This window comes from Kribbella sp. CA-247076, from assembly GCF_050942445.1.
GTDB lineage: Bacteria > Actinomycetota > Actinomycetes > Propionibacteriales > Kribbellaceae > Kribbella.
In genome coordinates this window covers 1,659,300-1,684,617 of record NZ_CP192051.1, presented here as the reverse complement: position 1 = coordinate 1,684,617, position 25,318 = coordinate 1,659,300, and the positions used below count along the sequence as shown (strand labels likewise).

Sequence of the window (25,318 nt, the reverse complement as noted above, 5' to 3'; positions counted from 1 at the left end):
GGCCACCGGGTTGCCGAGTTACATCGAAAATTGATATTGTCGTCCGCGTGACGGTGGACGTGGACCGGTTGACGACGGTGATCGAGGACTTCAACACCATCTTCATCCGGCTGCCGTCGGTCCGGAGGTTCAACTTCTCCACGCTGTCGGTGCTGCACACCCTCCAGCGCGGCGGACCGATGCGACTGACGGACCTGCTGAAGACCGAGCAGTTGAAGCAGCCCGCGTTGACCAGCCTGGTCGCGAAACTCGAGCAGGACGGGCTGCTCGAACGTCGCCCGGATCCGCGGGACGGCCGCGCGATGCTGCTCTCGCTCACCCGCGAGGGCCGGGACGTCGTCGACTCCCGGCACGCGAACCGCGTCGCCCGATTGACCGACCTGGTCGACCGGTTGACCGACGACGAGCGGGCCGCCCTGGCCGGCTCGATGCCAGTCCTCTCCCGGCTGACCGCGCTCGCCGCCGACGATGCCTGAGGCAACCATGAAGACTCTGGAACAGACCCCGATCCATGTTTCCGACGAGGTGCTGGACGACCTGCGGCAGCGGCTGCGGGCGACCAAGTGGCCGCTCGACGCGGGCAACGACGACGGCTTCTACGGCGTACGTCGTACCGACCTGCAGGAGCTCGTGGAGTACTGGGCGCACGGGTTCGACTGGCGGGCCGCCGAGCGGGCGATGAACGCCTACGAGCAGTACCGGGTGGACGTCGGCGGCGTCCCGGTGCACTTCCTGCGCAAGGCCGGCGTCGGGCCCGATCCGGTCCCGCTGATCCTGAGTCACGGCTGGCCGTGGACGTTCTGGCACTGGTCGAAGGTGATCGACCGGCTCGCGGACCCGGCGTCGTACGGCGGTGATCCGGCCGACGCGTTCGAGGTGATCGTGCCGTCGCTGCCCGGGTTCGGGTTCTCGACGCCGCTGACGAACCACCCGGACATGAACTTCTGGAAGATCGCCGACGTCTGGCACGAGCTGATGACCGGTGTCCTCGGCTTCCCGAAGTACGCCGCCGCCGGCTGTGACGTCGGCGCCCTCGTCACCGGCCAACTCGGGCACAAGTACGCCGACGAGCTGTACGGAATCCACATCGGTTCGGGTCTGAAGCTCGACTTCTTCACCGGCGACCGCGCGTGGGACTTCACCGGCGGCAACCCGCTCCCGCCCGATCTGCCGCCGGACGTCCACGCCCGGATCATCGAGCTGGAACGACGGTTCGCCGCCCACCTCGCGGCGCACGTCCTCCACCCGAGCACCCTCGGCTTCGGCCTGGCCGACTCACCGGCCGGCATGCTCGCGTGGATGCTCGAGCGGTGGAACAGCTGGTCCGAAGGCGATCCGTTCAGCCGGGACGACGTACTCACGCACGCCACGATCTACTGGGCCGGGAACGCGATCGACACCTCGATCCGCACGTACGCGAACAACAACCGCTACCCGTGGACCCCGTCGCACGACCGATGGCCGGTGATCGAGGCGCCGACCGGCATCACCTTCGTCGGCCACGAGAACCCGCCCGGCGTCAGCACCCCGGAGCAACGAGTCCAGAACTTCCTAGCCGGCGACCGCGCCGCCTGGTACAACCACGTCAACCTCACCGCCCACCCCAACGGCGGCCATTTCATCCCGTGGGAGCTGCCCACCGAGTGGACCGACGACCTCCGCCGTACCTTCCGCCCGATCCGGTAGGGCCGTCAGGACGGACCGGCGGCTTGATCCTTGGCCCACCGGAGGAAGGCCGCGGCGTGCTCCTGGTTGGCGAACCCTTCGCCGGCCAGCGCGTGCAGGACGTCGTTGCTCCAGACAACGAGCCGGCCGAGGGTCCAGTCGACCGTCCCCGGGGCGGGGAGCTCGAGACCGTAGACCAGACGGGCGATCTCGCGCTTCCCGCCGGCCTCGGTCGTGTACTCGAGGATCGGCAGGAACCGCTCGGCGTCCACCACGCACAGCACCTTGGTCAGCATCGCTTCCTTGAAGCCCGGCATGGAGAACGGCTTCGTGCCGGACAGCAGATGCTGCAGGCGATCCTCGAGCGGGATGTCGTCCGGGCCGCGCAGCAGGTAGTCGACAGTGTTGCGGGTGTACCGCGCGGCGACCTCGGTCCCCATCTCGTTCCAGGCCGCGTTGAAGACCGACGGGTCCCCCGGCGGCGCCCCAGCCTCATCGTTGGCAAACGCCCACAGGTCAACGGGATCACAAGTCCAGAGCCCGTCCGTCGAGAACAGCTGCTGGTACGTCGTCCAGGACACTGCCGGATCGAACCCGGGCTCGCGCTGAAGGTACTCGGCCTTCAACTCCTCCGCGCGCAGCAGCCACTTCGGATCCACGTCCCGCGGCCCCGGGAACCGCGACCTCAGCTCGTCGAGCGTGTACGCCGGCCGCGACTTCGCGACGTCGGCGGCGCCGTGCGTCCACTCGTACCCGCACCGGTGCCGCACCCGCTGCCGACCATCGGACAGGTCCTCGACCACCTCGACGTCGTCGTCGTCCGCGCACAGCGGACACATCGCCAGCACAGACATCCCCACCCACCCGGCCCCGATGCTCCTCAGCGTTACCCGGGTATCGCGAGAACACCCCCTGCCGTTACGCCGCCGGCGGTGCGGATCAGATCTCGCGCCACGTCTCGGCGAAGGCCAGCGCCGCCGAACTGCCGAACCACCCCTCCGGCTGATGGACCTCGCCGCGTGCGGCGACCCCGTTCACGCGCACCTCGGCGCCCGCGCACGGCCGGCCGATCGCCGAGGTCTCGAAGCCGGTGAGCCGCGTCATCACCTGGAAGGTGTCGAGTACGTCGCGCCACTCCAGCTCGATCGTGATGCCTGCCGACACGCAGGTGATCCGGTGGAAGCGGTCGCCACCGGACACCTCGGTGAACCGGGCCGGGACCGGCGGGTTCGTCTCGATCCCCCGGCCGCGAATCGTGTCGTAGTCGCGGTAGAAGTTCTCCCAGACGTACCGCGCGAGCTCCGGGTTGTCGGCGTACATCCCGGTCGGCGTCTCGGCGCCGAGCCCGGACTCGCCGGGATCGGCCCAGATCAGCAGCGCACGGCCGGCCCCGACGGGCGAGTACTTCGCCGTCCACATGCTCACCAGGACGACGAGGTCGTCGCTGCCCGGGCGGTACAGGACGATCATCGGATTCTCCCCGGCGATCGCGATACCGCGCTGGACGACGGGCTCGGGCAGGGCCATGGCTGTCTCCTGATCTGCGTCGCGGCAGCGGTGCCGGGACTCCGTTTCCGGGCCGGTTGCACGAAAGTGCAGGACCTTGCCGAATGTCGGCCGATCCAGGTTAGAGTGTGCGGGGTCTCGGGTCGACCGAGACCTTTTTCTTGTCCTGGAGGGGGACTCCTTGATGAAACTGCAGCGCCTCGCGCTCGCCGTGGCGGGTGTCGGCATGCTCGCCGCGACCGCCGCATCCGGCCCGGCCGTGGCCGGTGGTCAGGCCGACCCGAAGCCCGACCTGTCGGCGAAGATCGCCGCCAAGATGCAGCCGCAATCGATGAAGGCCGCCGCGGCCGGCCCGTGCATCAGCTGGGTCGGCTGGCCGACCGCCGCCGGCACCGTGCAGGATGCCGACGTCACCGCGGCGAAGCCGCCGCGGGCCGTGACCTACGAGCCGTTCAACTACGTCGTCACCCGGACCAACGCGACCTGGTACGGCGCGGTGAACGCGGCCGGCACGCAGTACTACATGTACGGCCTGTTCCTGCAGGGCTCGAACCTGTACCGGCACACGACGTACCTGCCGGACGAGGGTGCGCCGGTGCCGACGTTCAAGAAGGTCGGCACGGGCTGGGCGAGCTTCAAGTCCATCGCCACGTCCAACTACAGCGTCGCGCAGCCGCGGCACGCGTACCTGTACGGCCTGAACACCAACGGCAGCCTGTACCGCTACCAGATCGTCGGCGCCGGCTTCAAGGCGCTCGGCCCGCTCCCGGGCTTCCGCGGGTTCAAGGCGATGACCGTGATCAGCGAGACCGCGACGTACGACACCCTGCTGATGACCACCAACGCCGGTGCGCTCTACACCGTGCGCATCCCGGTCGCGGCGGGCGCCAAGCCGGTCCTGAAGCTGATCCGCAGCTCCGGCTGGGCGAACTACGAGTCCCTGGTCGTCCAGGGCTGCGGCACCCGCGGCGGGTCGCTGATCGTGGCGGTCGACCACAACACGCAGTCCGGCGACCAGTACGCGATGAGCAAGGCCAACGGCGCGGCCACCGCCATCACCGCCTACGGCAAGATCCCCGCCGTCTTCGACGGCGTCAACCACGTCTCCTTCACCACGCACTACGACCAACTCGTCGGCGAGTGACCTGAGACAACCACCGACCGGGGACGCCGCGCTCGCGGTGTCCCCGGTCGGCTGTCAGCTGACCCGGATCTCGTGGAAGCTGCGCATGTGGTCGACCATGGCCACCTCCGTCGGCAGGCGCTCCATGCTGGAGGCGCCGAGGAAGCCGACGACCCCGTCGACCTTCGACAGCACGTGCCGCGCGTCCTCGGGGGTCGCGATCGGGCCGCCGTGACAGATCACCAGCGCGCCCGGGTCCACCGCGACGATCGCGTCCCGCAGCCGCGCGACCAGGTCGACCGCGTCGTCCAGCGTCAGGCTGGTCCGCGCGCCGATCATGCCGGACGTCGTCAGGCCGAGGTGCGGGACCAGGATGTCCGCGCCGGCCTCGGTCATCGCGGCCGCCTCGTCCTCGCTGTGCACGTAGGCGAGCGTGACCAGGTCGCGCTCCCGGGCCGCCCGGACCAGGTCGACCTCGCGGTAGAAGCCCAGCCCGGTCTCCTCCAGGTTCGCCCGGATGATCCCGTCGAACAGGCACACGGTCGGGTAGTTCTGGATCCCGGCGAACCCGGCCGCCTTGACCTGGTCGAGGAACCGCGGGATGTCCCGGAACGGGTCGGTCCCGCACACCCCGGCCATCACCGGAAGGGTGTCGGTCACCGGGAGCACCTCGGCGCCCATCTCCATCACGATCGCGTTCGCGTCGCCGTACGGCATCAACCCGGCCATCGAGGACCGGCCGGCCATCCGGTACCGGCCGGAGTTGTAGATCACCACGAAGTCGAGGCCGGCCGCCTCGGCGCACTTGGCGGACAGCCCGGTGCCGGCGCCGCCGCCGACGATCGGGCGGCCCTCGGCGACCTTGGCCCGGAATCCGGCCAGCAGTTCGGCGCGGGTCTGTGTGTTCATGGCGTCTCCTTCTCCAGCCAGCCGGCCAGCAGATCCACGGCGGTGCGGGACACCACCGGGTCGTTGATGTCGGTGTCGAATTCGTGCAGCTCGATGCCGGGCCGCAGCCCGTCCCGCAGAGCCTGGAACAGCGCGTCGTCCGCGGCCGGGTCGTGGAAGACCCCGCCGGGCGTGGAGAGCTGCGACAGTCCGCGACGCGGGAACAGGACGGCGACCGGCGCGATCGAGGGGTTGAGCCGGGCAGCGATCCGGCGGCCCAGCTCGGCACACTCCCCGGCGGTCGTCCGCATCAGCGTGACGGCCGGGTTGTGCGGGTACAACTGCCGTCCGGCGTACTCCGGCGGCACGGTGTCGTAGAAGTTGGCCATGTCCAGCGCACCCACGCTGACGACCTGAGGTACGCCGGTCGTCGCCGCGGCCGTGAGCCGGTCCGGACCGGCCGAGCAGACCCCGCCGACCAGTTCGTCGGCCAACTCGGTCGTCGTCAGGTCGGCGACCCCACGGATCGTGCCGGCGCGGACCAGCGCCTCCAGCGTGCGGCCGCCGACCCCGGTGCTGTGGAACGTCAGCGCCTCGAAGCCACGGTCGTCGAGGCCCCGGACCACGTTCGCCCCGCAGGTCGTCGTCACGCCGAACATGCTCACTCCGACCAAGGGCGCGGAGTCGGCGGGTTCGGCGTACCGGCTCGTGGCCATCCCCACGCAGGCCTGGGCCGCGTTGGCGAGGACGGGCCGGCTGAGCCGGTTGAGCCCGTTGATGTCGACCACGGGGTACATCAGCGTCAGGTCGGTCTCGCGGACGTACGAGCGGGTGTCGCCGGCCGCGATGGTCGAGACCAGCACCTTCGGGAACCCGAACGGCAACCGTCCGCAGATCTCGGCCATCACGTACGCGGCGTTGGACCCGCCGACCGCGAGGACGCCGTCCACGTCGCCGGTCGCCGCGAGATCGGCCAGCGCGCCGGCGGCACCGCGGGCCATCACGGTCATCGCCGCGTTCCGGTCACCACGCTCGCGCAGCTCGGCCAGCGAACCACCTCCGAGCTCCGCGATCAGGTCGCGCCCGATCCGCGCGGTCAGGGACGGTTCGCCCAGGACGCCGACGTCGACCAGGAGCGGCCGGCCTCCGAGCGCGGTGACCCGGTCGGCCAGGAAGGTGTACTCCGCTCCCTTCGTGTCGAGGGCTCCGACGAGGGCGATGACAGGCATCAGCGCGCTCCGTAGTCCGGCACCTGGATCTCGGCGCCGCCTTGCAGTGCGGACTGATGAGCGCAGATCCCGGGGGCCGTCCACGTCGCCGCGGTCCGTGCGTCCACGCGGGGCTTGCGGCCCTCGACGATGCTGGACACGAACTCGTGCACGAGATGCGGATGGGATCCGCCGTGGCCGCCGTCGGTGAACGGTCTCAGGGCCTCAGGCAACAACTCCGGGGCACCAGGCGGCCGGACGTCGACCTCGCTGACCGCCCGCCCACGGCGGCCTTCGGCGAGCGGCTGCAGCGCGAACTCCTTCATCGGTCCACCCTCGAGCTGCGGCCACTCCAGTGCGCCTTCGTCGCCGTACACGGAGAAGCCTTCGAGGTAGCTGCGGCCGAGCTGGAAGAACGACATCGTCACGTTCGCGACCAGGGCGTCGTCACCGGCCAGCTGGAACAACGCGGCCTCGGTACCGAACCCGTCACCGGCGACGCCGATGTGGTCCGGGGTGAGGCGGCTGGACCCGAGGCAACGGACCGACTCGACTCGGGTGTTCGCGAGTGCGAGCGCGGGCGACAGCGCGTGGGTGACGTAGTGCATCGGCGGGTAGCCGCGCCAGTACTCCGGGAAGCCGTCAAGGTTCTGCAGGTGGTCGCCCTTGAAGTAGCTCAGCCGGCCCAGCCGCCCGCTGTCCAGCAGTTGCTTGGCGTGGAAGAACTCCCGCGAGTAGACCGCGGTCTCCATCATCATGTAGTTGCGCTGGGCATCCTCCTGGGCGGCGATCAACGCGTCGAGGTCCTCGAGAGTCGTTGCCATCGGCACCGCCGACGCACAGTGCCGGCCGGACTTCAGCACCTGCCGGACCTGGTCGGCGTGGAACCGTACCGGGGTCAGCAGGTGGACCGCGTCCCACCCCGGAGCGGCCAGCGCGTCGTCCAGGGTCGCGAACCGCTCGCCGATCCCGAGCCGGTCGGCGACGGCCGCCGTACGGGCGGGATCCGCGTCGACGACCGCGACCCGGCCGACGTCCGGATGCGCCTGGTAGATCGGGGCGAAGTCGGCGCCGAAGCCGAGACCCACGACGATCACGTCGACACTCATCGGACCGGCACCTCCCGCTCCTCGCCGAACAGGAACACCGCGCCGCCGGTGGCGAAGTTCTCCAGGTCCTTGTTCGCCTCGAGACCGGCCTGCGAGTTCAGCACGAGCTCCAGGTCGGCGCGGCTGTCGGTGTAGAGCTCGGCCTGGTAGTGGTACTGCGGCGGCGTCCCGTCCGGCGCCGCCTCGAACCGGCACACCGTCCACCGTTTCAGCCCGGTCATCCGCTGCGCGAGCGGGATGTGCGTGCGGTCGTAGTACCGGTCGAACTCCTCGGCGGAGTCCGGCGGCCCGTAGAGCACGGTCACCTTGTACATGTCAGCCTTTCAGTCCGGTCAGCGCGATGCCCTCGACGAAGTACTTCTGCGCGAAGGCGAACAACAGCACGATCGGCAGCAGCACGACGGCGGCCGCGGCCATCAGGTACCCCCACTGTGCGGTGTAGGTGCCCTGGAACGACGCCAGCCCCATCGCCAGCGTGTACTTGTCCGAGTCGTTCAGGTAGATCAGCGGCCCGAGGTAGTCGTTCCACACGTGCAGGAAGGTGAAGACGCTGACCACGGCCAGGGCCGGTTTCGACAGCGGCAGGATGATCCGCCAGTACACCTGGAACGGAGTCGCCCCGTCGATGTACGCCGACTCGTCCAGCTCGTACGGGATCGACAGGAAGAACTGGCGGAGCAGGAAGATGTTGAACACCGCGGTCCCGAACCAGGACGGCAGGATCAGCGGGACGTAGGTGTTCACCAGGCCGAGCTTCTGCCAGAACAGGAACGTCGGGATGAGCGTGACGGCGTACGGCAGCATCACCCCCGACATCAGCAGGCCGAACACCAGGTTCTTGTGCTTCCAGCGCAACCGGGCGAACGAGAACGCCGCCAGCGAGCAGGACAGCACGGTCCCGACGAGTACGCCGGCCTCGATGATCAGCGTGTTCAGGAAGTAGCGGGCGAACGGCACCTGGGTGAGCGCACCGGAGAAGTTGTCCCAGGCAAACGGTTTCGGGATCCACTCCACCGGTGAGACGAAGATCTGCGCCGACGACATCAGCGCACTGCGCACCAGCCAGATCAGCGGCAGCAGCGTCGGCACCGCCCCGGCCACCAGCAGGAGGTAGACGAGGACCTTCCTGCCGATCCCCTTCGGCGCGAGCGGCCGCGGCGCCGGCGGCGCGGCCGCGACGGTCTCGGGTTTCTCCAGTACGGCGGTCATCGCGCGCTCCCGGCCTCGTAGTAGACCCAGCGGCTGGAGTTGCGGAACAGCGCCACGGTGATCGCCATGATCACCAGGAACAGTATCCACGCCAGCGCGCTGGCGTATCCCATCTCGTTGTTGGTGAACGCGGTCCGGTAGAGGTAGTAGATGTAGAACAGGGTCGAGTCGTTCGGGCCGCCCTCGGTCATCACCGCGGCCTGCACGAACACCTGCAGCGCCCCGATCACGCTCGTCACCAGGCTGTAGAAGATCGTCGGCGTCATCATCGGCAGCGTGATGTGCCGGAACTTCCGCCACGCCCCGCCGCCGTCCACCGCGATCGCCTCGTAGAGCTGCCGCGGCACGCCCTGCAGTCCCGCCAGGAAGATGACAGCGACGTTGCCGAAGCCCCACACAGACATCAGGATCAGCGACGGGATCGCCGTACTCTCGTCGAAGATCCACTGCGACCGGGGTAGCCCGGCCTTCTCGGTCAGCGTGTTCAGCAGGCCGAAGTCGGGGTTGAACAGCCAGATCCACAGCATCGAGTTCGCCACGATCGGCACGATCGCGGGCAGGTAGTAGATCACCCGGAACAGGGCCTGCCCACGGACCGGCTGGTTCAGCAGCAGCGCCACCACGAACGACACCACCAGCAGCAGCGGTACGGCGCCCAGCGTGTAGTAGAGCGTGGCCCACAGCGACTTGAAGAAGCTGTCGTCCGCGGTGAACATCCTGGTGTAGTTGGCGAAACCGACGAACTTCGGGGACGCCCCGATGGTCCAGTCGGTCAGGCTGATCACCGCCGAGGCGATCATCGGCAGCAGGGTGAACGCGACGAAGCCGATGATCGCCGGCAGCGCCATCAGCACGCCCCAGCGCGCCTCCTGCTTCATCGGAGAAGCCATCACAGCTCCTGGCGGGGCCACTTGCCCTGCAGCAGCGGTTGGAGCTTGGGCTTGAGCGCCTTCACGATGTCGATCGGCGCGCCCTTGTTCAGGCTGATCTGCTCGATCGCCGGGTCGAGCACCTGGTGGATCCGCTCGGCGTTCTTGATCTGCTGCCCCCAGTCGGTGACTCCGTGGTTCAGAGTGGTGTCGACCACGGCGGTCTTGAAGTTGGGCGGGTACTTGTCCTTCAGCACCCACTTGTCGATCTCGGCCTGGTCCGTGTAGTACTTCTTCTGCAACGGCGCCCAGAGGCCGTCCTTGAACAGGTCCACGTGCTCCGGGTCGTTGTAGTAGAGGTAGAGCTCGATCGCCTCCTCCGGGTGCTTGGTCTTCGCGAAGATCGCGCCGGCCGCACCGCCGGTCATCGTCAGCGGCTCCTGGAACTTCGGCAGCACCGCGACCCCGAACGGCACCTTGCTCTCCATCAGGTCGAGCATCGTCCAGTTGCCGTCGATGATCATCCCGACCCGTTTGGTCTGCAGCTGCACCGACGTCGTCGGCGCGTTCTTGCCCAGCTGGGCCGGCGTCGGCGCTACCCGGTGCACGTAGATCAGCTCCTGGACCTTCTTCAGGACGTCGACCGCGGCGGCGGAGTCGAGGGCGAACTTGGTCCCGTCCTCGTTGACGAAGTCGGCGCCGTTGGACCGCAGCAGGCTGTACAGCGGTGCCCCGCCGACCGGCGCGATCGTGCCGAACTGCTTGACCTTGCCGGTGTCGAAGCCGTCCTCGGACGGGTGCTTGCCGTTCTGGTCGACGGTCAGCCGGTCCGCCGCCTCGACGAAGTCGTCCCAGCTCCAGGCGGTGTCCGCGGTGAACGGCGCCGGGTCCAGCCCGGCCGCCTCGAAGGCGTCGGTGTTGTAGTAGAGGATCTGCACGCCCATCGCCAGCTGGTTCGCGGCCAGCTTGTCCTTGCCGTACCAGAAGTAGCTGCTCGGCAGCCGGTCCTTCAGCGCCGGGTACTTGTCCAGGTACGGGAACAGGTTGAGGATCAGGTCCTTCTGGGCCAGGTCGTACATCTGCCCGGTGCCGAGGTAGGCCAGGTCCGGCGGGGTGTTCGCGGCGACCAGGCTGGAGACCTTGGTCGGGTAGTTGGACACCGGCACGTACATCGGGTCGACGCTCGTGCCGTCGTGCTCCTTGGCGTACTTCTTCAGCATCTCGTCGATCGCCTTCTTCTCGAAGGCCGATCCCCAGTACATGAAGCTGAGCTTGCCGCCGCCGGCGGCCTCGTCCGACCCGCCGCAGCCGGCCAGCGCCGGCGCCAGCCCGGCGGCGGCGACGGCGGCCCCGCCGGTCCGGAGCAGCTGTCTCCGGGTGAGTCCTGAACTGGTCATGCGAGCTCCTCGCTCGTGGAGGCTTTTCGGCGAGCGTAGGGACTTTAATGTCGATGGTCAACAGAAAGACGTTGACGATTGCCCTAATTGGTAGGCTTCCGCCATGACCACCGCGCCGTCACGTCCCGGCCGCCGTACGGCGTCGCCGTCCCGGATCGCCCGGGCCGGCGAGATCCTCGAGCTGATCCGGCACGGCCGGGCGCACACCACCGGCCAGCTGGCCGACGAGCTGGGCCTGGCCAGATCGACGGTCAACGACCGGGTCGAGGTCCTGCTCGCGGCCGGGCTGCTGACGCTCGACAGCCCCGCTGCCGGCGGCTCCCGCGGCCGGCCGCCGGCGACTCTCAGCTTCAGCCCGCGGGCCGGTCTCACCCTGGCCGCGCAGCTGGGCATCTCCGGCATCCGACTGGCCACCACCGACCTGGCCGGCGAGATCCTGGCCAGCACGATGATCGACATCGACCTCGCCGACGGCCCGGAGGCGGTCCTCACCGAGGTCACCCGGACGTACGACGAGATGCTCGAGCGGCTCGGGGCCGATCCGGACCGGGTGCACGGCATCGGCTTCGGCATGCCCGCGCGGGTCGAGCTCGCCGCGCACGGCGGCGGCGCGGACTGGACCGCCGAGTCCGTGTGCGAGGTCCTGAACCGCTGGATGCAGGTGCCGATCTTCGTCGACCACGACGTCAACCTGCTCGCGTTCGGCGAACACTGCGCCCGGACGGACGAGCCCGAGGTCCTGATCTGCGTCAAGGTCGGCACTGTCATCGGCTGCGGCGTGGTCGTCAACGGCAGGGTCGTCCAGGGCGTCTCCGGCCTGGCCGGCGAGATCGGCCACACCCGCGTCGGCGCCTCCGACGAGCCGTGCAGCTGCGGCAACCGCGGCTGCCTGAACGCGATCGCCAGCGGCGCCGCGCTCGCGCGCCGGCTGCGGGCGGAGGGGGTGGACGCGCCGAACGCCCGCGAGGTCGCCCGGCTGGCCCGGGCGGCCCACGTCGAGGCCGGGCACGCGGTCCGGGTCGCCGGCCGCGACATCGGCGAAGTCCTGGCCGGTGTGGTGAACCTGCTCAACCCCGGCGTGATCAGCCTCTGGGGCTACCTCGCCGAGGCCGAGGAACAGCTGATCGCCGGCATCCGCGAGAGCGTCGCCAAGTCGGCCCAGTCCGGCCCGGCCGGTGACGTCCGCATCGAGGCGGCCACCATGGGCCCCGACGCCGGCCTCTACGGCGCCGCCATGATGGTCGTCGAACACGCCCTGCAGCCCGCCGCGGTCGACACCTACCTGCACACGCTGCAGACCGCCTGAACAGCAGAAAGCCCAGGCCAGATGGCTCTGGCCTGGGCGTTCTGTAGGGGTGGAGGTGGCGGGAATCGAACCCGCGTCCTTCAGCGTTGCTTCAAGGCTTCTCCGGGCGCAGTCTGTGAGGCGTTTTCTCAGTCCCAGCGCTCGCACAGACACGTCGCTGACAGACTCAGTCACTGTAAGAGTCCCGCACCAACCCCGTGACCGGGCTGGTGCAGCAAGCTTCCTAGCTGAGGCCAGGAACCGGGGCGGAAGCATCCCCGGGCTGACCGCTTCTTTAAGTGCTCAGGCCGTCAGGCGGCGAGAGCGAAGCTACTGCGCTTAGCGTTGGCAGTTATTGGTTTCCAGAGATCGTTAACGAGATAACCCTGGATCCTCGGCCCGCTTCCCTTGGAACGAACGTCCAAAGTCGAAACCGTTCACCCCCTGTTGAGTTGTCAAACTCCCACCGGCCCCGCAGGGCGGTGGAAGATCCACACTATCAAGTCCAACAACCCGCCCGCACCCGGGATTCCGCGCGCCGCGAACTACGGTGCGTTACTTGATCAGACGCAGCGTGAACGGGTAGCGGAAGTTGGAGCCGACCGCGGTGGCAAGGCCGCCGATGCCGGTGAGCACGAACCAGAGCACACCGAGCAGCGGGAAGAGGAACGCGGTGAACCCCTCCGTCACCCCGGTCATGATCCCCAGCAGGGCGAACGCGCCGAACGCGCTCAGCTGGAAGTTCAGCGCCTCGACCGCGTGCTTGCGGACCGCCGGGTTCTTCTGTCCGGCCGTCGCGACCACGATCGCCGGGCCGACGAAGAACGTCGGGTACCCGAGCCAGTGGGCCACCGTCCCCATCCCGCGGCCGTCGCCGTTGGACCGCTGCAGCGGCGCGGGCCGGGTGAAGGCGGCGGGCGCGTACGTCGGCACCGGCCGCGCCACCAGGCCGTCGAAGGTGCTGTTCAGCTCCGCCCGGGTCCGGGCCTTGAGCGCCAGTTCCAGCCGGGTGTCGAACTCGACGTGGTCCAGCCGGCCGTCGGCGTACATTTCTTTCAGAATCTCGACGGCGCGGTCCCGTTGGGCCGGCGTCACCAGCAGGTCTGAAGTGGACATGCCTCCACTCTGCGCGCCCGACGCCGTACACCCCATCGGGTGCGACCCCCACGCGTCCCTGAGCAGACCCCAAGCGCTTCCTCAGAGCAGGCTGAGAGGGCGCGCCCCTCAGCGCCGCCGGCGGTCGGAGAGCGCGCGCTGGGCCTCGCGGTTGGCCTGGCGCTCGGCCAGGGCGTGCCGCTTGTCGTAGTCCTTCTTGCCGCGACCGGTGGCCAGCTCGACCTTCGCGTAGCCGTCCTTGAAGTACAGCGACAGCGGGATCAGCGAGACCCCCTGCTGCTCGACCGCCCGGATCATCTTCTGCAACTCGTCCTTGTGCAGCAGCAGCTTGCGCGTCCGGCGGGGCTCGTGGTTCGTCCAGGTGCCGTGCTTGTACTCCGGGATGTGCATGCCCTGCAGCCACAGCTCGTTGCCGCGGACGGCCGCGAACGCGTCCACCAGCGAGGCCCGGCCCTGCCGCAGGGACTTCACCTCGGTCCCGGTCAGCACGAGCCCGGCCTCCACCACGTCCTCGATGTGGTAGTCGTGTCGCGCCTTACGGTTCTGCGCGATCGGTTTCCGGCCGGTCTCCTTCACCATCCGACCAGTATCTCAGACAGTTCAGAGCCACTTCATCGGATTAACCACGCGGCCGTCCTGGTAGACCATGAAGTGCAGGTGGCAGCCGGTGGAGTAGCCGGTCGTGCCGACGTACCCGATGATCTCGCCGCGGCTGACGCGCTCGCCGACGCGGGCCTTGTAGCGGGACAGGTGGTTGTAGACCGTGGTGACGGAGTGGCCGTCGATGACCCCGTGCGAGACGAACACCCGGTTGCCGTAGCCGCCGTTGTAGTACCGGTCCGTGACGACCCCGCTCGCGGCCGCGCGGATCGGCGTACCACAGCCGCCGCCGAAGTCCGTGCCGTCGTGCAGCTTCCAGTAGTGCAGGACGGGGTGGAACCGCATGCCGAACGGCGACGTGATGTAGCTGCGGACCGGGTAGCTGAGCCGGCCGTCGTCCTCCCGGTCGTCCGGGACCGGACGTGGCGGGCGACCCTCCTTGCGGGCCTTCTCCCGCTCGGCCTTCTCCCGGGCCGCCTTGCGACGGGCCGCGGCCGCCTTCTCGGCGCGGGCGCGGGCGATCAGCATCTGCTCGACCCGGCTGCGCTCGCGGAGCAGCGCGTTGTACTGCGCCTGCTCGGTGTCCCGCTCCTTCTCGGCGGCCTTGAACGCGACCAGCTTGGCCTGCGCGACCACGGCCGCCTCGGCCCGGTCGGCGGCGACCTGCTTGGTCAGCTCGGTCACCTGCTGCACCGTCCGCGCCGCCTCGGCGCGGGCGGCCTCGGCGGCCTTCTCGGCCTTGGCGACCTTGGCCCGCTTGCTGACCAGCTGCGCCTGGGCGTTGTTCAGGTTCGTGATCGCGTTGCCCTGGATGCCGAACACGTTCCGCTGGACCTGCATCCCGGTCGCGACGTCGGCCGGCGACGCACCGCGGAGCGCGATGGACAACCCGACCAGACTGTTCTGCTGCTGGTACGCCGACCGGACGGCACGACCCGCGACCGCCTTCTTCTCGGCGATCAGCCGCTCGCCCGCGGCCACGTCGGCGACGGCCGCGCGCAGCGACCGCTCGGCGGCCCGGAGCTTGCTCGCGGCCACCGCATCGGCGGCCTTCGCGGCCGCGAGCCGGCCCTGCGCGGCGGCGTACCGGGCCTGGACGGCCTTGTACTTGGCGTCGGCAACGTTGTACGCGGCAACGGACTTGCCGAGTTGGTCGGACGCGGCGGCGAGATCGGCTTTGGACTGGTCGATCTGCGAGTCGAGTTGCTTCTTCTTCGCGGCTGGATCCGGTGGGTCCGCCTGGGCAGGCGACACCACCGCCAGGACTCCGGCGGACAGGGACAGGACAAGGCAGCATGCGGCGACGACCGTCTGCCGGCCCGGTTTCGTGCGTGCGTTCGGGCGCGGCTTCGCGGAGGTGCCGGTGCTGTCGTCTCGCTTGATGCTCCCCCGCTCACGCGGGTTCGCACCGGGGAAGTGCGGGACCACAGGTCGACCCCTTGCTCTGGGTTCACTTGTCGTGCGGTACAGGAGTGATTGCTGTTACTCCTGTTATCGCACGATAGATCACCCGGGTCAGACTTTGAGGTATTTCCGCGTTGTCAGGAATGTCGGGACGACGGCGAGGATCAGGCCGACCACGACCATGATGAGCGTGGCGCGGAAGGTTTCGGTGGCGCCGACCCACTGCCAGACCCGGAACGTCTCCTGGGCCCGTTGCATGACCACGAAGTACACCCCGACCCACAAGGTGCCGCAGGCAAGGATCGCGCCGATGAGTGCTGCCAGGACCGCTTCGAGCAGGAACGGCAGCTGGATATAGAAGTTCGAGGCGCCCACCAGCCGCATGATGCCTATCTCGCGTCTGCGGGCGTACGCCGCCAATCGGATCGTGTTGGAGATCTGCATCAGGGCGGCGACCAGTAGGAGCGCGGCGGCCACCAGTGCGCCGACTTGCAAACCGTTGAGGGCCTTGAACAACGGATCCAGATACTGTCTGAGGTCCTGGACGGTGTCGACGCCAGGAAGGCCGGCGACCGCGCTGACCAGGTTCTGGTAGCGCTGCGGATCCTTCAGTTTGACCCGGAAGGACTCCTGCATCTGGTCCTCGGTGACCGTCGAGACGATCGGCGAGTCCTTGTACAGCTTCTTGAACTGCTCGAACGCTTCCTTCTTCGACTCGCCGAACACGCCGTCGGGGGCGGTGTCCGGGTTCGTCTCGATCACCTGGCGGATCCGGTTCTTCTGCTCCTGGGTCACCTCGGTGCCGGAGCAGCCGCGGCCGCCGGAGTCCTTGGTGCAGAGGAAGACCGAGATCTGGATCTTGTCGTACCAGTTGCCCTTCATCAGCTCGACCTGCTCGCGGGCGAGCAGCGCGCTGCCGAACAGCGACAGCGAGACCCAGATGGTGACGACGACCGCGATCGTCATCGACAGGTTCCGCTTCAGGCCGATGCCGAGGTCGGAGAGGATGTAGTTCAAGCGCATTCTTCAGTCCCTGTCTCAGTGCTGGTAGCCGTAGACGCCGCGCGACTCGTCGCGGACGACATGACCGTTCTCCAGCTCGATCACGCGCTTGCGCATCTGGTCGACGATCGACACGTCGTGGGTGGCCATCACGACCGTCGTCCCGGTGCGGTTGATCCGGTCCAGGAGCTTCATGATGCCGACCGACGTACCGGGGTCCAGGTTTCCGGTCGGCTCGTCGGCGATCAGGATCATCGGCCGGTTCACGAACGCCCGGGCGATCGCGACCCGCTGCTGCTCACCGCCGGACAGCTCGTCGGGCAGCCGGTCCTCCTTGCCGTCCAGGCCGACCAGCTCGAGGACCTCGGGGACGGTCTTGCGGATGTGCGAGCGCGGCTTGCCGATCACCTGCAGGGCGAAGGCGACGTTCTCCGCGACGGTCTTGTTCGGCAGCAGCCGGAAGTCCTGGAAGACGGTGCCGATCTGGCGGCGCATCTGCGGGATCCGCCAGCTGGCCAGCCGGTTCAGGTCCTTGCCGGCCACCATGATGTGACCCTTGGACGTCCGGTGCTCACGCAGGACCAGGCGCAGGAACGTCGACTTGCCGGACCCGGAGGTGCCGACCAGGAAGACGAACTCGCCCTTCTCGATCTCGACGTTGACGTTCAGCAGAGCGGCCTTGGACTGGCCCTCGTACGTCTTGGACACATTCTCGAAGCGGATCACGGGATCATCCGGCCGTGGTCGGGAACAGGGAGCGACGCAGCGGTAACCACCAGGAGACCGTACGCCACCGGAGCGGCCGCGGATCAGTCTAAGTGGTCCTGGGCGTGCCGCCGACCAGACCTGCCGCACCGTACGACCACGTCCGATACCCGGAACGCGGCGTCCGTGCGGTCGAACGAGTGAGTCAGGCGGGGGCCGGACTCGTGCCGTTGCCGTTCCCCGGCCGGGCGTCGGCGATCCGGGCGAGGCCCGGCTCCGGTTTGCGGCCGGCCCGGCGGGCTGCCTCGACGTGCAGCCGGGCCAGCTCGACGGCCTGGCGGGAGACCTTGACGGTCTTCTTCTCAGCCATGGGCACTGTCTCCCTCGACGACCTCGGTATCCGACTCCGCGATATCAGCGTACGCGGCCTGACCGACGCGGTCGATCGCGACGGAGGCGGTCAGCGCGGCGACCAGGTCGTAGTCCTCCGGTTGTAACAGCTCCGACCGCATCAGTGAGCGGAGCGTGACGACGCCGGCGTCCGTCCCGGCATCGGTGCCCTCGAGGATCTGCTCGACCGCCCAGCGGACCATCCGCATGGTCTCCTCGCGGTGCCGCCAGACGTCGAGTTCGCGGTCGGACTTCCGGGTCAGATAGGCACCCAGCATGACCCCGCCGAGCGCGAGGAACGGACTCAGGACCGTGGCGACGACGCCGATCACCGCGATCCAGGTCGGAATCACGGGATACAGCTCGCCGTCCATACGCGTCCTCCCAAATCCATGGTGGTGACCGGGCGATGATGCTACGAAGGGAGCGTCCCACCCGCCACCGACAGATCGTCAGAATGACAGAGGGGCAGTGTCACCGAGATGGACGAGCCGGACCGCTACGACGTGTTCGTGCAGGGGACTGTGTTCCTCGACATCGTGCTGACCGGCCTGGAGTCCGCCCCGGCCACCGGGACCGAGATCTTCGCCGAGGGGATGGGCTCCTGCCCCGGCGGCGTCGCCAACTTCGCCATCGCCGCCAGCCGGCTCGGCCTGAAGACCGGCCTGGCCGCGGTCTTCGGCGACGACGTGTACGCCGACTTCTGCTGGCGGACCCTGGCCGACCAGGAGGGCGTCGACCTGTCGCACTCCCGCCGGATCGGCCACTGGCACTCCCCGGTGACGGTGTCGATGTCGCTCGACCGCGACCGGGCCATGGTGACGCACGCCCACGAGGCGCCCGGAGACCCCAGCAAGCTGGTCGGCCCGGGCCTGAACACCAGATCCGCGATCGTGCCGGTCGAGGACGAGCTGCCGGGCTGGACGATCGAGGCGATGCGGTCCGGGGCGCTGATGTTCGGCGACGTCGGCTGGGACCCCACCGACCAGTGGTCCCCCGCCGTACTCGACGTACTGGACGGTTTTCACGCATTCACGCCGAACGCGGGCGAGGCGATGGCCTACACCCGGACCGACACGCCCAAGGCGGCTCTGCACAAGCTGGCCGAGCGGGTGCCGCTCGCGGTCGTGACCAACGGCGCGGACGGCGTACTGGCGATCGACTCGACCACCGGCGAGGAGGAGCAGGTGCCGGCGCTGCCGGTGCGGTCGTACGACCCGACCGGGGCCGGCGACGTCTTCCTCGCCTCGCTCGTCCTGGGCACGCTACGCGGATGGCCGCTGGCCCACCGGCTGGCCTTCGGCAACCTGTGCGCGGGCCTCTCGGTGCAGCACTTCGGCGGCTCGCTCGCCGCGCCCGGCTGGGGCGACATCATCGACTGGGTCCGCGACCACAGCCGACACCGGCCCGGCGGGATCGACCCCGACCTGCTGCGGCACTACAGCTTCGTCGGCGACGTCCTCCCCGAGGGCCCGGTCCCGATCGTCCGCCGCGCCTCCGCCACGATCGCCCGCCTTTCCGACGCCTGACGCCCAGACGGCGGCGGCAACGAGTACGAGCAGTACGCCGCCCGCCAAGAATCCGTGGGACGGCGCGGTCCGCTCGATCGTCAGCCCGGCGAGCGCCGATCCGGCCGAGCTGCCGAGGTTGTTGGCGGTGTTGATCCAGGTACTCGCCTCGGTGCGCTGGTACTCCGGGGTGACGGTGTCGGCGGCCAGGTAGGACACCACGAAGATCGGCGCCACGGCGACACCCGCAGCCGCCATCACGATGCCGAGCACGACCAGGTTGGTCGCGAACGAGGCGGCGAGCAGCCCCAGAGCCAGTACGGCGATCAGCCCGCCGAGCTGGGTGGACCACGAGCGCCTGTGATTGCGGCGAGCCCACAGGAGCCCGCCGACCGCGCTACCGAGTCCGATCGCGGCTTCGACGTACCCGGCCGCGCCCGGACTGCCGGCCCGCGCGGCCGTGGCCGCCACGCACAGGTACGCGACGCTGATCCCGGACGCCGTGGCCAGGATGACCACCAGGATCCGGCGCAACCCCGGGATGACCAGCGGACCGAGAGGGTGACGGGCCGGCGGGGCCCCGACCGTGTGCCGGGTGACCGGACTGGTCACCATGACGATGGTGCCGACGAGCATCAGGCCCGCGGAGCAGGTCAGCGCCGCCGGGGCGGACACGACGCTGATCAGCACGCCGACCAGCAGCGGGCCGCCGAGGAAGAGGGACTCCTCGCAGACCGCGTCGAGGGCGTAGGCGCGCTCCTTCAGCGTCGAGCCCTCGGTGAGCAGCCGCCAGTTCGACCGCATCGACGGACCGAGCGGTGGTGCGAGCAGCCCCGCCGCGGCGACGACCGCGAGGTTCGCGCTCACGAAGGCGACGACGATCAGCGAGGCGGCGCAACCGACCGCGAGGACGGGAAGCACGCGCCGCTGACTGAAGCGGTCGACGAGCCGCGCCTTGTAAGGCATCGACAGCGACGCGAGGCCGAACAACGCGACCGCCGCACCGGCCGTCGCGAACGAGGTGGTGGATTGCTGGACGGTGAACAGCAATGACAGCGGGAGCAGACCGTACGACAGCCGGCCGATCAGCGCCGGCACGAAAGTGCGCAGCGCGGACGGCAACAGCAGCACGTCACGGTAGCTCCCGGCACGATTTGTGCCGGACATGAGAACGCTCCTGGAGAGTCACGACGGACAACGGCTCGGACTGCGCAGAGGCAGGAGCCGTGTCTAGGCACGGGGAGCGAACATGCCGATGAGCATACCCCACCGGATCGTCGTAGTGTCAGGCGGTGAGTGCGGGCTGTGGGACCGCACCGGAGTCGGAGGTACGGCGTGATGGCGGATGCGGGCGTGACCAGGCGACGGTTGCTGGCCATGGGTGGCGGGCTGGCGGCGATGGCGGTCGCCGGGTGCGGCTCGAACACCGGGCGCGAGTCCGGCGACGGCGGGTCGGGCGGGGACAAGCCGGCGCTGTCGCAGTGGTACCACCAGTACGGCGAGGCCGGCACGCAGCAGGCGGTCGAGCGCTACGCGAAGGAGTACCCGGACGCCACGGTCTCCGTGCAGTGGTCGCCCGGCGACTACGACCAGAAGACCTCGGCCGCGCTGCTGACCGACAAGGGCCCGGACGTCTTCGAGTACGGCAACGGCCCGACGATCGACATGATCAAGGGCAACCAGGTGGTCGACCTGAGCGACCTGCTCGACGACGCCACCAAGGCCGACTTCACGCCGTCGCTGATCACCCGGATGACGTACCAGGACAAGCTGTACGGGATCCCCCAGGTGACCGACATGCAGCTGCTCGTCTACCGCAAGAGCCTGCTCGACGCGGCCGGCGTCCAGCCGCCGCAGACGGTCGACGACCTGCTCGCGGCCGCGAAGACGCTGACCAACGACAAGGTGAAGGGGCTGTTCGTCGGGAACGACGGCGGCGTCGGCATCCTCGGCGGTCCGGCGCTCTGGTCGGCCGGACTCGACTATCTCACCGACGACAACAGGTTCGGCTTCGACGACCCGGCCGCCGTGGAGTCGCTGCGCAAGCTGCGCGAGCTCTTCACCTCGAAGAGTCTGTTGCTCGGGGCACCGACCGACTGGTCCGACCCGTCCGCGTTCACCCAGGGCCTGACCGCGATGCAGTTCACCGGCCTGTGGACCCTGCCGGCGATCGAGAAGGCCCTCGCGGACGACTTCGGCGTCCTGCCCTGGCCGAGGCTGTCCGCGACCACCGGCGAGCCGAGTGTCCCGGTCGGCGCGTACGGCTCGATGGTGAACGCGAAGTCGAAGAACGTCGACGCCGCGAAGAAGTTCGTCAAGTGGCTGTGGGTCGACCAGACCGACAAGCAGCTCGACTTCGCCCAGGCGTACGGCTTCCACATCCCGGCCCGCAAGAGCCTGGCCGGCCGGGCGGACAAGCTGAAGGCCGGCCCGGCCGCGGACGCGGTGAAGTTCGTGAACGAGAACGGCCGGGCGCAGACCCCGCTGCTGTGGTCCCCGAAGTCCGCTACGGCGTACTCCGACGCCCTCAACCGGATCATCCGCAACGGCAGCGACCCGGCGACCGAGATCACGAAGGTCAAGGCGGTCGCCGAGGCCGAGCTGAAGCGGATCGCCGGATGATCGTGCAGCCGCTGACCGACGAGGACCGCGAGCTGATCGAGCTCGCCCGGCGGACGGTCGACGCGAATACCGACGGCCCTGACGGCGTCTACACCATGGGCGCCGCCGTACGGGGCGTGGACGGGCGGCTGTACGCCGGCATCAACCTCTACCACTTCACCGGCGGCCCGTGCGCCGAGCTCGTCGCCCTCGGCCGCGCCCGCGCCGACGGCGCCCGCGAGCTCACCACCATCGTGGCCGTAGGCAACGAAGGCCGCGGCGTCGTCGGCCCGTGCGGCCGGGATCGCCAGGTCTTCGTCGACTACCACCCGCGGATGCGCGTGATCCTGCCGACCGACGAAGGCCTCGGCTCGGTCCTCGCCACCGATCTGCTCCCTGGCGCCTATCGCTGGGAGCCCTGAGCGAGTCAGCGGGCGTACGGGATGACGTCCTTGGCGTAGGCCTCGAGGGTCTCCTCCTTGGCGTCGTGCTGGAGGTAGACGGCGAACTGGTCGACGCCGAGCGACTTCAGCTCGGCGAGGCGGGTGACGTGGTTCTCGGGTGGGCCGAGGATGCAGAAGCGGTCGACGACCTCGTCCGGGACGAACGTCGTGTGGGTGTTGCCGGCGCGGCCGTGTTCGGAGTAGTCGTAGCCCTTGCGGCCCTCGATGTAGTCGGTCAGCGCCTTCGGCACCGCTCCGGACGCGCCGTAGCGGGCGACGATGTCGGCGACGTGGTTGCCGACCATGCCGCCGAACCACCGGGTCTGGTCCCGCTGGTGGTCGAGGTCGTCGCCGACGTACGCCGGGGCCGCGACGCAGAACCTGATCGCCGCCGGATCCCGGCCGGCGTCCTCGGCGGAACGGCGTACCGCGGCGATCATCCACGCGGCGATGTCCGGGTCGGCGAGCTGCAGGATGTAGCCGTCGCCGACCTGACCGGTCGCGGCCAGCGCCTTCGGACCGTACGCCGCGACCCAGACGTCGAGCGCGCCGTTCTCGACCCAGGCGAACCTGAGCTGCCGGCCGCGGTACTCGACCGTCTCGCCGCGGGCCAGCGACCGGACCACGTCGACGCAGTGCTTCAGGTCCTCGATCGTGCCGGGTTTGCAGCCGAGCGTGCGCAACGCGGAGTCGCCGCGGCCGATCCCGCAGATCGTCCGGTTGCCGTACATCTCGTTCAGGGTGGCGAACTGGGACGCGATCACGGTCCAGTCGCGGGTGCCCGGGTTCGTCACCATCGGGCCGACGATCACCCGCTCGGTGCTGGCGAGGATCTGGCTGTAGATGACGAAAGGCTCCTGCCAAAGCAGGTGCGAGTCGAACGTCCAGACGTAGTCGAACCCCGCCTCCTCCGACGTCCGCGCCAGCTCCACGACCGCGGACGCCGGCGGATCACACTGGAACACCACTCCGAAGTCCACGGTCTCCCCCTCTCAGAGCAGGTACGACGAGAGGCCGCGCCGCAGGAACCTGCCGCGGCCCTTCCGGCCATGGTAGTTGCCGTCGGCCACGATGACCTCACCGCGCGAGATCACGGTGCCCACCCGGCCCTGGATCTCGACCCCTTCGTACGCCGAGTAGTCCATGTTCATGTGATGGGTGTCGACGCTGATCCTCGTGGTCGCGTTCGGGTCGTAGACGACCAGGTCCGCGTCCGAGCCCGGGGCGACGATCCCCTTCTGCGGGTACAGCCCGAACATCCGGGCCGGCGTGGTCGCGATCGTCTCCACCCAGCGCTCCAGCGACAACTGCCCGTCGACCACACCCTGGTAGATCAGGTCGACCCGGTGCTCGACCCCGCCGATCCCGTTCGGGATCTTGGAGAAGTCGCCGAGCCCGAGCTCCTTCTGGTCCTTCATGCAGAACGGGCAGTGGTCGGTCGAGACGATCGCCAGGTCGTTGCTCCGCAACCCCTTCCACAGGTCCTTGGCGTGCGACTCGTGCTTGCTCCGCAGCGGCGTCGAGCACACCCACTTCGCGCCCTCGAAACCGGGCGCGCCGAGCTGGTCCTCCAGGGTGAGGTAGAGGTACTGCGGGCAGGTCTCGGCGAACACGTTCCGGCCGGCGTCCCGGGCCTGTGCGACGTGCTCGAGGGCCTGACTTGCCGACAGGTGGACGATGTACAGCGGGCAGTCCTGGGCGACCTCGGCGAGGGCGATCGCGCGGTTCGTCGCCTCCGCCTCCAGCGCGGCCGGCCGGGTGATGCCGTGGTAGATCGGGTCGGTCTCGCCGCGGGCGATCGCCTGCTGCACGAGCACGTCGATCGCGATGCCGTTCTCCGCGTGCATCATGATCATCGCGCCGTTGTCCCGGGCGGTCTGCATCGCCCGCAGGATCTGGCCGTCGTCGGAGTAGAACACGCCCGGGTAGGCCATGAACAGCTTGAAGCTGGTCACGCCCTCGTCCGCGACCAACTGGTCCATCGCCTTCAGCGAGTCGTCGTCGACCCCGCCGAGGATCATGTGGAACGCGTAGTCGATGTGACAGTTGCCGTCGGCCTTGGCGTGCCAGGCCGCCAGCCCGTCCTGGACGACCTCACCCGTCCGCTGGACGGCGAAGTCGATGATGGTCGTCGTACCACCCCAGGCCGCGGCCCGGGTGCCGGTGTCGAACGTGTCACTCGCCGCGGTGCCGCCGAACGGCAGCTCCATGTGCGTGTGCGCGTCGATCCCGCCCGGGATCACGTACTTGCCCGCGGCGTCGATCACCTCGTCGGCGGTGACCGTCCCGGAGTACGCCGGGTCCAGCAGCGCGACGATCTTCTCGCCCTCGACCAGGACGTCGGCGACCTGCGTCCCGGTCGGCCCGACGACGGTCCCACCCTTGACCAGCAACGACATGTCCGCGCTCCCCTGGTGTCGAACGTTACGGTTTCGTCAGGTCGCCGTACGCGTCCGGGCGGCGGTCGCGGTAGAACTGCCAGCGGTCGCGGACCGTGTCCAGCAGGCTCAGGTCCAGGTCGCGGACGATCAGCTCCGGATCGTGGTCGTGCCCGAGCTCGCCGACGAACTTGCCCTCGGGGTCGACGAAGTACGACGAACCGTAGAAGTCGTTCTCGCCGTAGTCGGACTCGATCCCGACCCGGTTGATCGCGCCGATGAAGTACTCGTTCGCCACCGCGCTCGCGGGCTGCTCCAGCTGCCACAGGTACGACGACAGGCCGCGGTGGGTCGCGGACGGGTTGAACACGATCTTCGCGCCGGCCAGCCCGAGCGCCCGCCAGCCCTCCGGGAAGTGCCGGTCGTAGCAGATGTAGACCCCGATCCGGCCGACCGCGGTGTCGAACACCGGGTAGCCGAGGTTGCCGGGCCGGAAGTAGAACTTCTCCCAGAACCCCTTCACCTGCGGGATGTGGTTCTTCCGGTACTTGCCCAGGTAGGTGCCGTCGGCATCGATCACGGCGGCGGTGTTGTACAGCACGCCCGGCTGCTCCTGCTCGTACACCGGGAGCACCATCACCATCCCGAGCTCGGCCGCCAGCGCGGCGAACCGCTCGGTCGTCGGGCCCGGCACGGACTCGGCGTACTCGTAGAACTTGGCGTCCTGGAGCTGGCAGAAGTACGGCCCGTAGAACAGCTCCTGGAAGCAGATCACCCGCGCACCGGCCGCGGCCGCCTGCCGCGCGTACTCCTCGTGCGCCTTGATCATGGACTCCTTGTCACCCGTCCACGACGTCTGCACCAACGCAGCCCGCACAACCTCCGCCATCAGCCCTCCCACCACTAGCCGAG

26 protein-coding genes, 1 other RNA gene and 1 pseudogene are annotated in these 25,318 nt (G+C 69.1%); 7 read left to right on the top strand and 21 right to left on the bottom strand.

From position 1 onward, the window contains the following. Nucleotides 1–47 precede the first annotated feature (47 nt). Nucleotides 48–476: a MarR family transcriptional regulator gene (locus ACQPYZ_RS08075; protein ID WP_433166790.1), complete on the top strand. Its 429-nt coding sequence runs from the start codon at nucleotides 48–50 to the stop codon at nucleotides 474–476. A 7-nt stretch (nucleotides 477–483) separates the two neighbouring features. After that, nucleotides 484–1,686 carry an epoxide hydrolase family protein gene (locus tag ACQPYZ_RS08070; protein WP_433166788.1) on the top strand — a complete coding sequence of 401 codons (1,203 nt, stop codon included), beginning with the start codon at nucleotides 484–486 and terminating at the stop codon, nucleotides 1,684–1,686. A gap of 5 nt (nucleotides 1,687–1,691) precedes the next feature. Here the strand turns inward: ACQPYZ_RS08070 and ACQPYZ_RS08065 are convergent, their stop codons facing one another. Both ACQPYZ_RS08065 and ACQPYZ_RS08060 read right to left on the bottom strand, forming a co-directional pair. After that, the gene (locus ACQPYZ_RS08065; RefSeq protein ID WP_433166786.1) at nucleotides 1,692–2,519 is read right to left on the bottom strand and encodes a hypothetical protein; all 828 of its coding nucleotides are present in this window, start codon (nucleotides 2,517–2,519) and stop codon (nucleotides 1,692–1,694) included. An 85-nt stretch (nucleotides 2,520–2,604) separates the two neighbouring features. Further along, a complete protein-coding gene (locus ACQPYZ_RS08060) occupies nucleotides 2,605–3,192 on the bottom strand; it encodes a hypothetical protein (protein ID WP_433166784.1) in 588 nt (195 codons plus the stop codon). 163 nt (nucleotides 3,193–3,355) lie between these two features. Between ACQPYZ_RS08060 and ACQPYZ_RS08055 the strand changes: the two genes are divergently transcribed. Then, the gene (locus ACQPYZ_RS08055; RefSeq protein WP_433166782.1) at nucleotides 3,356–4,315 is read left to right on the top strand and encodes a hypothetical protein; all 960 of its coding nucleotides are present in this window, start codon (nucleotides 3,356–3,358) and stop codon (nucleotides 4,313–4,315) included. A 54-nt stretch (nucleotides 4,316–4,369) separates the two neighbouring features. Here the strand turns inward: ACQPYZ_RS08055 and ACQPYZ_RS08050 are convergent, their stop codons facing one another. Genes ACQPYZ_RS08050 through ACQPYZ_RS08020 form a run of 7 tightly spaced genes read right to left on the bottom strand, consistent with a single transcriptional unit; the run spans nucleotide 4,370 to nucleotide 10,974 of the window. Next, nucleotides 4,370–5,203 (bottom strand): phosphoenolpyruvate hydrolase family protein, encoded by an 834-nt coding sequence (locus ACQPYZ_RS08050; RefSeq protein WP_433166780.1) that lies wholly within the window; start codon nucleotides 5,201–5,203, stop codon nucleotides 4,370–4,372. Next, entirely contained in the window at nucleotides 5,200–6,411 is a 1,212-nt protein-coding gene (locus ACQPYZ_RS08045; protein ID WP_433166778.1) for a Tm-1-like ATP-binding domain-containing protein, read from the bottom strand. The genes ACQPYZ_RS08050 and ACQPYZ_RS08045 overlap by 4 nt, the downstream gene beginning before the upstream one ends. Continuing rightward, on the bottom strand, nucleotides 6,411–7,499 hold the full coding sequence (locus ACQPYZ_RS08040) for a Gfo/Idh/MocA family protein (protein WP_433166776.1): 1,089 nt from the start codon (nucleotides 7,497–7,499) through the stop codon (nucleotides 6,411–6,413). The genes ACQPYZ_RS08045 and ACQPYZ_RS08040 overlap by 1 nt, the downstream gene beginning before the upstream one ends. Then, nucleotides 7,496–7,813 (bottom strand): EthD family reductase, encoded by a 318-nt coding sequence (locus ACQPYZ_RS08035; protein WP_433166774.1) that lies wholly within the window; start codon nucleotides 7,811–7,813, stop codon nucleotides 7,496–7,498. The genes ACQPYZ_RS08040 and ACQPYZ_RS08035 overlap by 4 nt, the downstream gene beginning before the upstream one ends. Nucleotide 7,814: 1 nt before the next feature. Then, nucleotides 7,815–8,708 (bottom strand): carbohydrate ABC transporter permease, encoded by an 894-nt coding sequence (locus ACQPYZ_RS08030; RefSeq protein ID WP_433166772.1) that lies wholly within the window; start codon nucleotides 8,706–8,708, stop codon nucleotides 7,815–7,817. After that, on the bottom strand, nucleotides 8,705–9,598 hold the full coding sequence (locus ACQPYZ_RS08025; protein ID WP_433166770.1) for a carbohydrate ABC transporter permease: 894 nt from the start codon (nucleotides 9,596–9,598) through the stop codon (nucleotides 8,705–8,707). Before ACQPYZ_RS08025 ends, ACQPYZ_RS08030 begins: the two co-directional genes overlap by 4 nt. Then, a complete protein-coding gene (locus ACQPYZ_RS08020) occupies nucleotides 9,598–10,974 on the bottom strand; it encodes an ABC transporter substrate-binding protein (RefSeq protein ID WP_433166768.1) in 1,377 nt (458 codons plus the stop codon). The genes ACQPYZ_RS08025 and ACQPYZ_RS08020 overlap by 1 nt, the downstream gene beginning before the upstream one ends. 103 nt (nucleotides 10,975–11,077) lie before the next feature. Between ACQPYZ_RS08020 and ACQPYZ_RS08015 the strand changes: the two genes are divergently transcribed. Next, entirely contained in the window at nucleotides 11,078–12,280 is a 1,203-nt protein-coding gene (locus tag ACQPYZ_RS08015) for an ROK family protein (protein ID WP_433166766.1), read from the top strand. A 47-nt stretch (nucleotides 12,281–12,327) separates the two neighbouring features. Here ACQPYZ_RS08015 and ssrA read toward each other — a convergent pair. The 8 genes from ssrA to ACQPYZ_RS07975 all read right to left on the bottom strand — a co-directional run bounded on the left by ssrA (nucleotide 12,328) and on the right by ACQPYZ_RS07975 (nucleotide 17,850). Next, nucleotides 12,328–12,704, bottom strand: a transfer-messenger RNA (tmRNA) gene (gene ssrA / locus ACQPYZ_RS08010). 110 nt (nucleotides 12,705–12,814) lie between these two features. Then, nucleotides 12,815–13,375, bottom strand: coding sequence for a DUF1707 and DUF4870 domain-containing protein (locus tag ACQPYZ_RS08005; protein ID WP_433166764.1), 561 nt, complete (start codon nucleotides 13,373–13,375; stop codon nucleotides 12,815–12,817). 108 nt (nucleotides 13,376–13,483) lie between these two features. Then, nucleotides 13,484–13,954: an SsrA-binding protein SmpB gene (gene smpB, locus ACQPYZ_RS08000; protein ID WP_132325167.1), complete on the bottom strand. Its 471-nt coding sequence runs from the start codon at nucleotides 13,952–13,954 to the stop codon at nucleotides 13,484–13,486. Between the two features lie 21 nt (nucleotides 13,955–13,975). After that, nucleotides 13,976–15,403 carry a M23 family metallopeptidase gene (locus tag ACQPYZ_RS07995; protein WP_433166762.1) on the bottom strand — a complete coding sequence of 476 codons (1,428 nt, stop codon included), beginning with the start codon at nucleotides 15,401–15,403 and terminating at the stop codon, nucleotides 13,976–13,978. 87 nt (nucleotides 15,404–15,490) lie between these two features. Beyond that, nucleotides 15,491–16,402 (bottom strand): permease-like cell division protein FtsX, encoded by a 912-nt coding sequence (gene ftsX, locus ACQPYZ_RS07990; protein ID WP_433166760.1) that lies wholly within the window; start codon nucleotides 16,400–16,402, stop codon nucleotides 15,491–15,493. 15 nt (nucleotides 16,403–16,417) lie between these two features. Continuing rightward, nucleotides 16,418–17,107: a cell division ATP-binding protein FtsE gene (gene ftsE, locus ACQPYZ_RS07985; protein ID WP_077013482.1), complete on the bottom strand. Its 690-nt coding sequence runs from the start codon at nucleotides 17,105–17,107 to the stop codon at nucleotides 16,418–16,420. A 184-nt stretch (nucleotides 17,108–17,291) separates the two neighbouring features. Further along, on the bottom strand, nucleotides 17,292–17,456 hold the full coding sequence (locus ACQPYZ_RS07980) for a hypothetical protein (RefSeq protein WP_433166758.1): 165 nt from the start codon (nucleotides 17,454–17,456) through the stop codon (nucleotides 17,292–17,294). After that, the gene (locus ACQPYZ_RS07975; protein ID WP_433166756.1) at nucleotides 17,449–17,850 is read right to left on the bottom strand and encodes a hypothetical protein; all 402 of its coding nucleotides are present in this window, start codon (nucleotides 17,848–17,850) and stop codon (nucleotides 17,449–17,451) included. The genes ACQPYZ_RS07980 and ACQPYZ_RS07975 overlap by 8 nt, the downstream gene beginning before the upstream one ends. Nucleotides 17,851–17,958: 108 nt before the next feature. Here ACQPYZ_RS07975 and ACQPYZ_RS07970 point away from each other — a divergent pair, with 108 nt between their 5' ends. Continuing rightward, nucleotides 17,959–19,005 (top strand): carbohydrate kinase family protein, encoded by a 1,047-nt coding sequence (locus ACQPYZ_RS07970; protein ID WP_433166754.1) that lies wholly within the window; start codon nucleotides 17,959–17,961, stop codon nucleotides 19,003–19,005. A 63-nt stretch (nucleotides 19,006–19,068) separates the two neighbouring features. Here ACQPYZ_RS07970 and ACQPYZ_RS07965 read toward each other — a convergent pair. Beyond that, a pseudogene (locus ACQPYZ_RS07965) lies at nucleotides 19,069–19,599 on the bottom strand (MFS transporter); the annotation flags it as partial. Nucleotides 19,600–20,337: 738 nt separating this feature from the next. Between ACQPYZ_RS07965 and ACQPYZ_RS07960 the strand changes: the two are divergent. Next, nucleotides 20,338–21,606 carry an ABC transporter substrate-binding protein gene (locus ACQPYZ_RS07960; protein ID WP_433166752.1) on the top strand — a complete coding sequence of 423 codons (1,269 nt, stop codon included), beginning with the start codon at nucleotides 20,338–20,340 and terminating at the stop codon, nucleotides 21,604–21,606. Continuing rightward, on the top strand, nucleotides 21,603–22,007 hold the full coding sequence (locus tag ACQPYZ_RS07955) for a cytidine deaminase family protein (RefSeq protein ID WP_433166750.1): 405 nt from the start codon (nucleotides 21,603–21,605) through the stop codon (nucleotides 22,005–22,007). The genes ACQPYZ_RS07960 and ACQPYZ_RS07955 overlap by 4 nt, the downstream gene beginning before the upstream one ends. A 5-nt stretch (nucleotides 22,008–22,012) precedes the next feature. Here ACQPYZ_RS07955 and ACQPYZ_RS07950 read toward each other — a convergent pair whose 3' ends face one another. From ACQPYZ_RS07950 to ACQPYZ_RS07940, 3 genes are read right to left on the bottom strand one after another with little or no spacing between them, the layout of a single operon-like run. After that, entirely contained in the window at nucleotides 22,013–23,008 is a 996-nt protein-coding gene (locus tag ACQPYZ_RS07950) for a TIGR03842 family LLM class F420-dependent oxidoreductase (protein ID WP_433166748.1), read from the bottom strand. Between the two features lie 12 nt (nucleotides 23,009–23,020). After that, nucleotides 23,021–24,427: a dihydropyrimidinase gene (gene hydA, locus ACQPYZ_RS07945; RefSeq protein ID WP_433166746.1), complete on the bottom strand. Its 1,407-nt coding sequence runs from the start codon at nucleotides 24,425–24,427 to the stop codon at nucleotides 23,021–23,023. Nucleotides 24,428–24,452: 25 nt separating this feature from the next. Further along, complete coding sequence (locus ACQPYZ_RS07940; RefSeq protein WP_433166744.1) at nucleotides 24,453–25,295, bottom strand: nitrilase-related carbon-nitrogen hydrolase; 843 nt, start codon at nucleotides 25,293–25,295, stop codon at nucleotides 24,453–24,455. Nucleotides 25,296–25,318 lie beyond the last annotated feature (23 nt).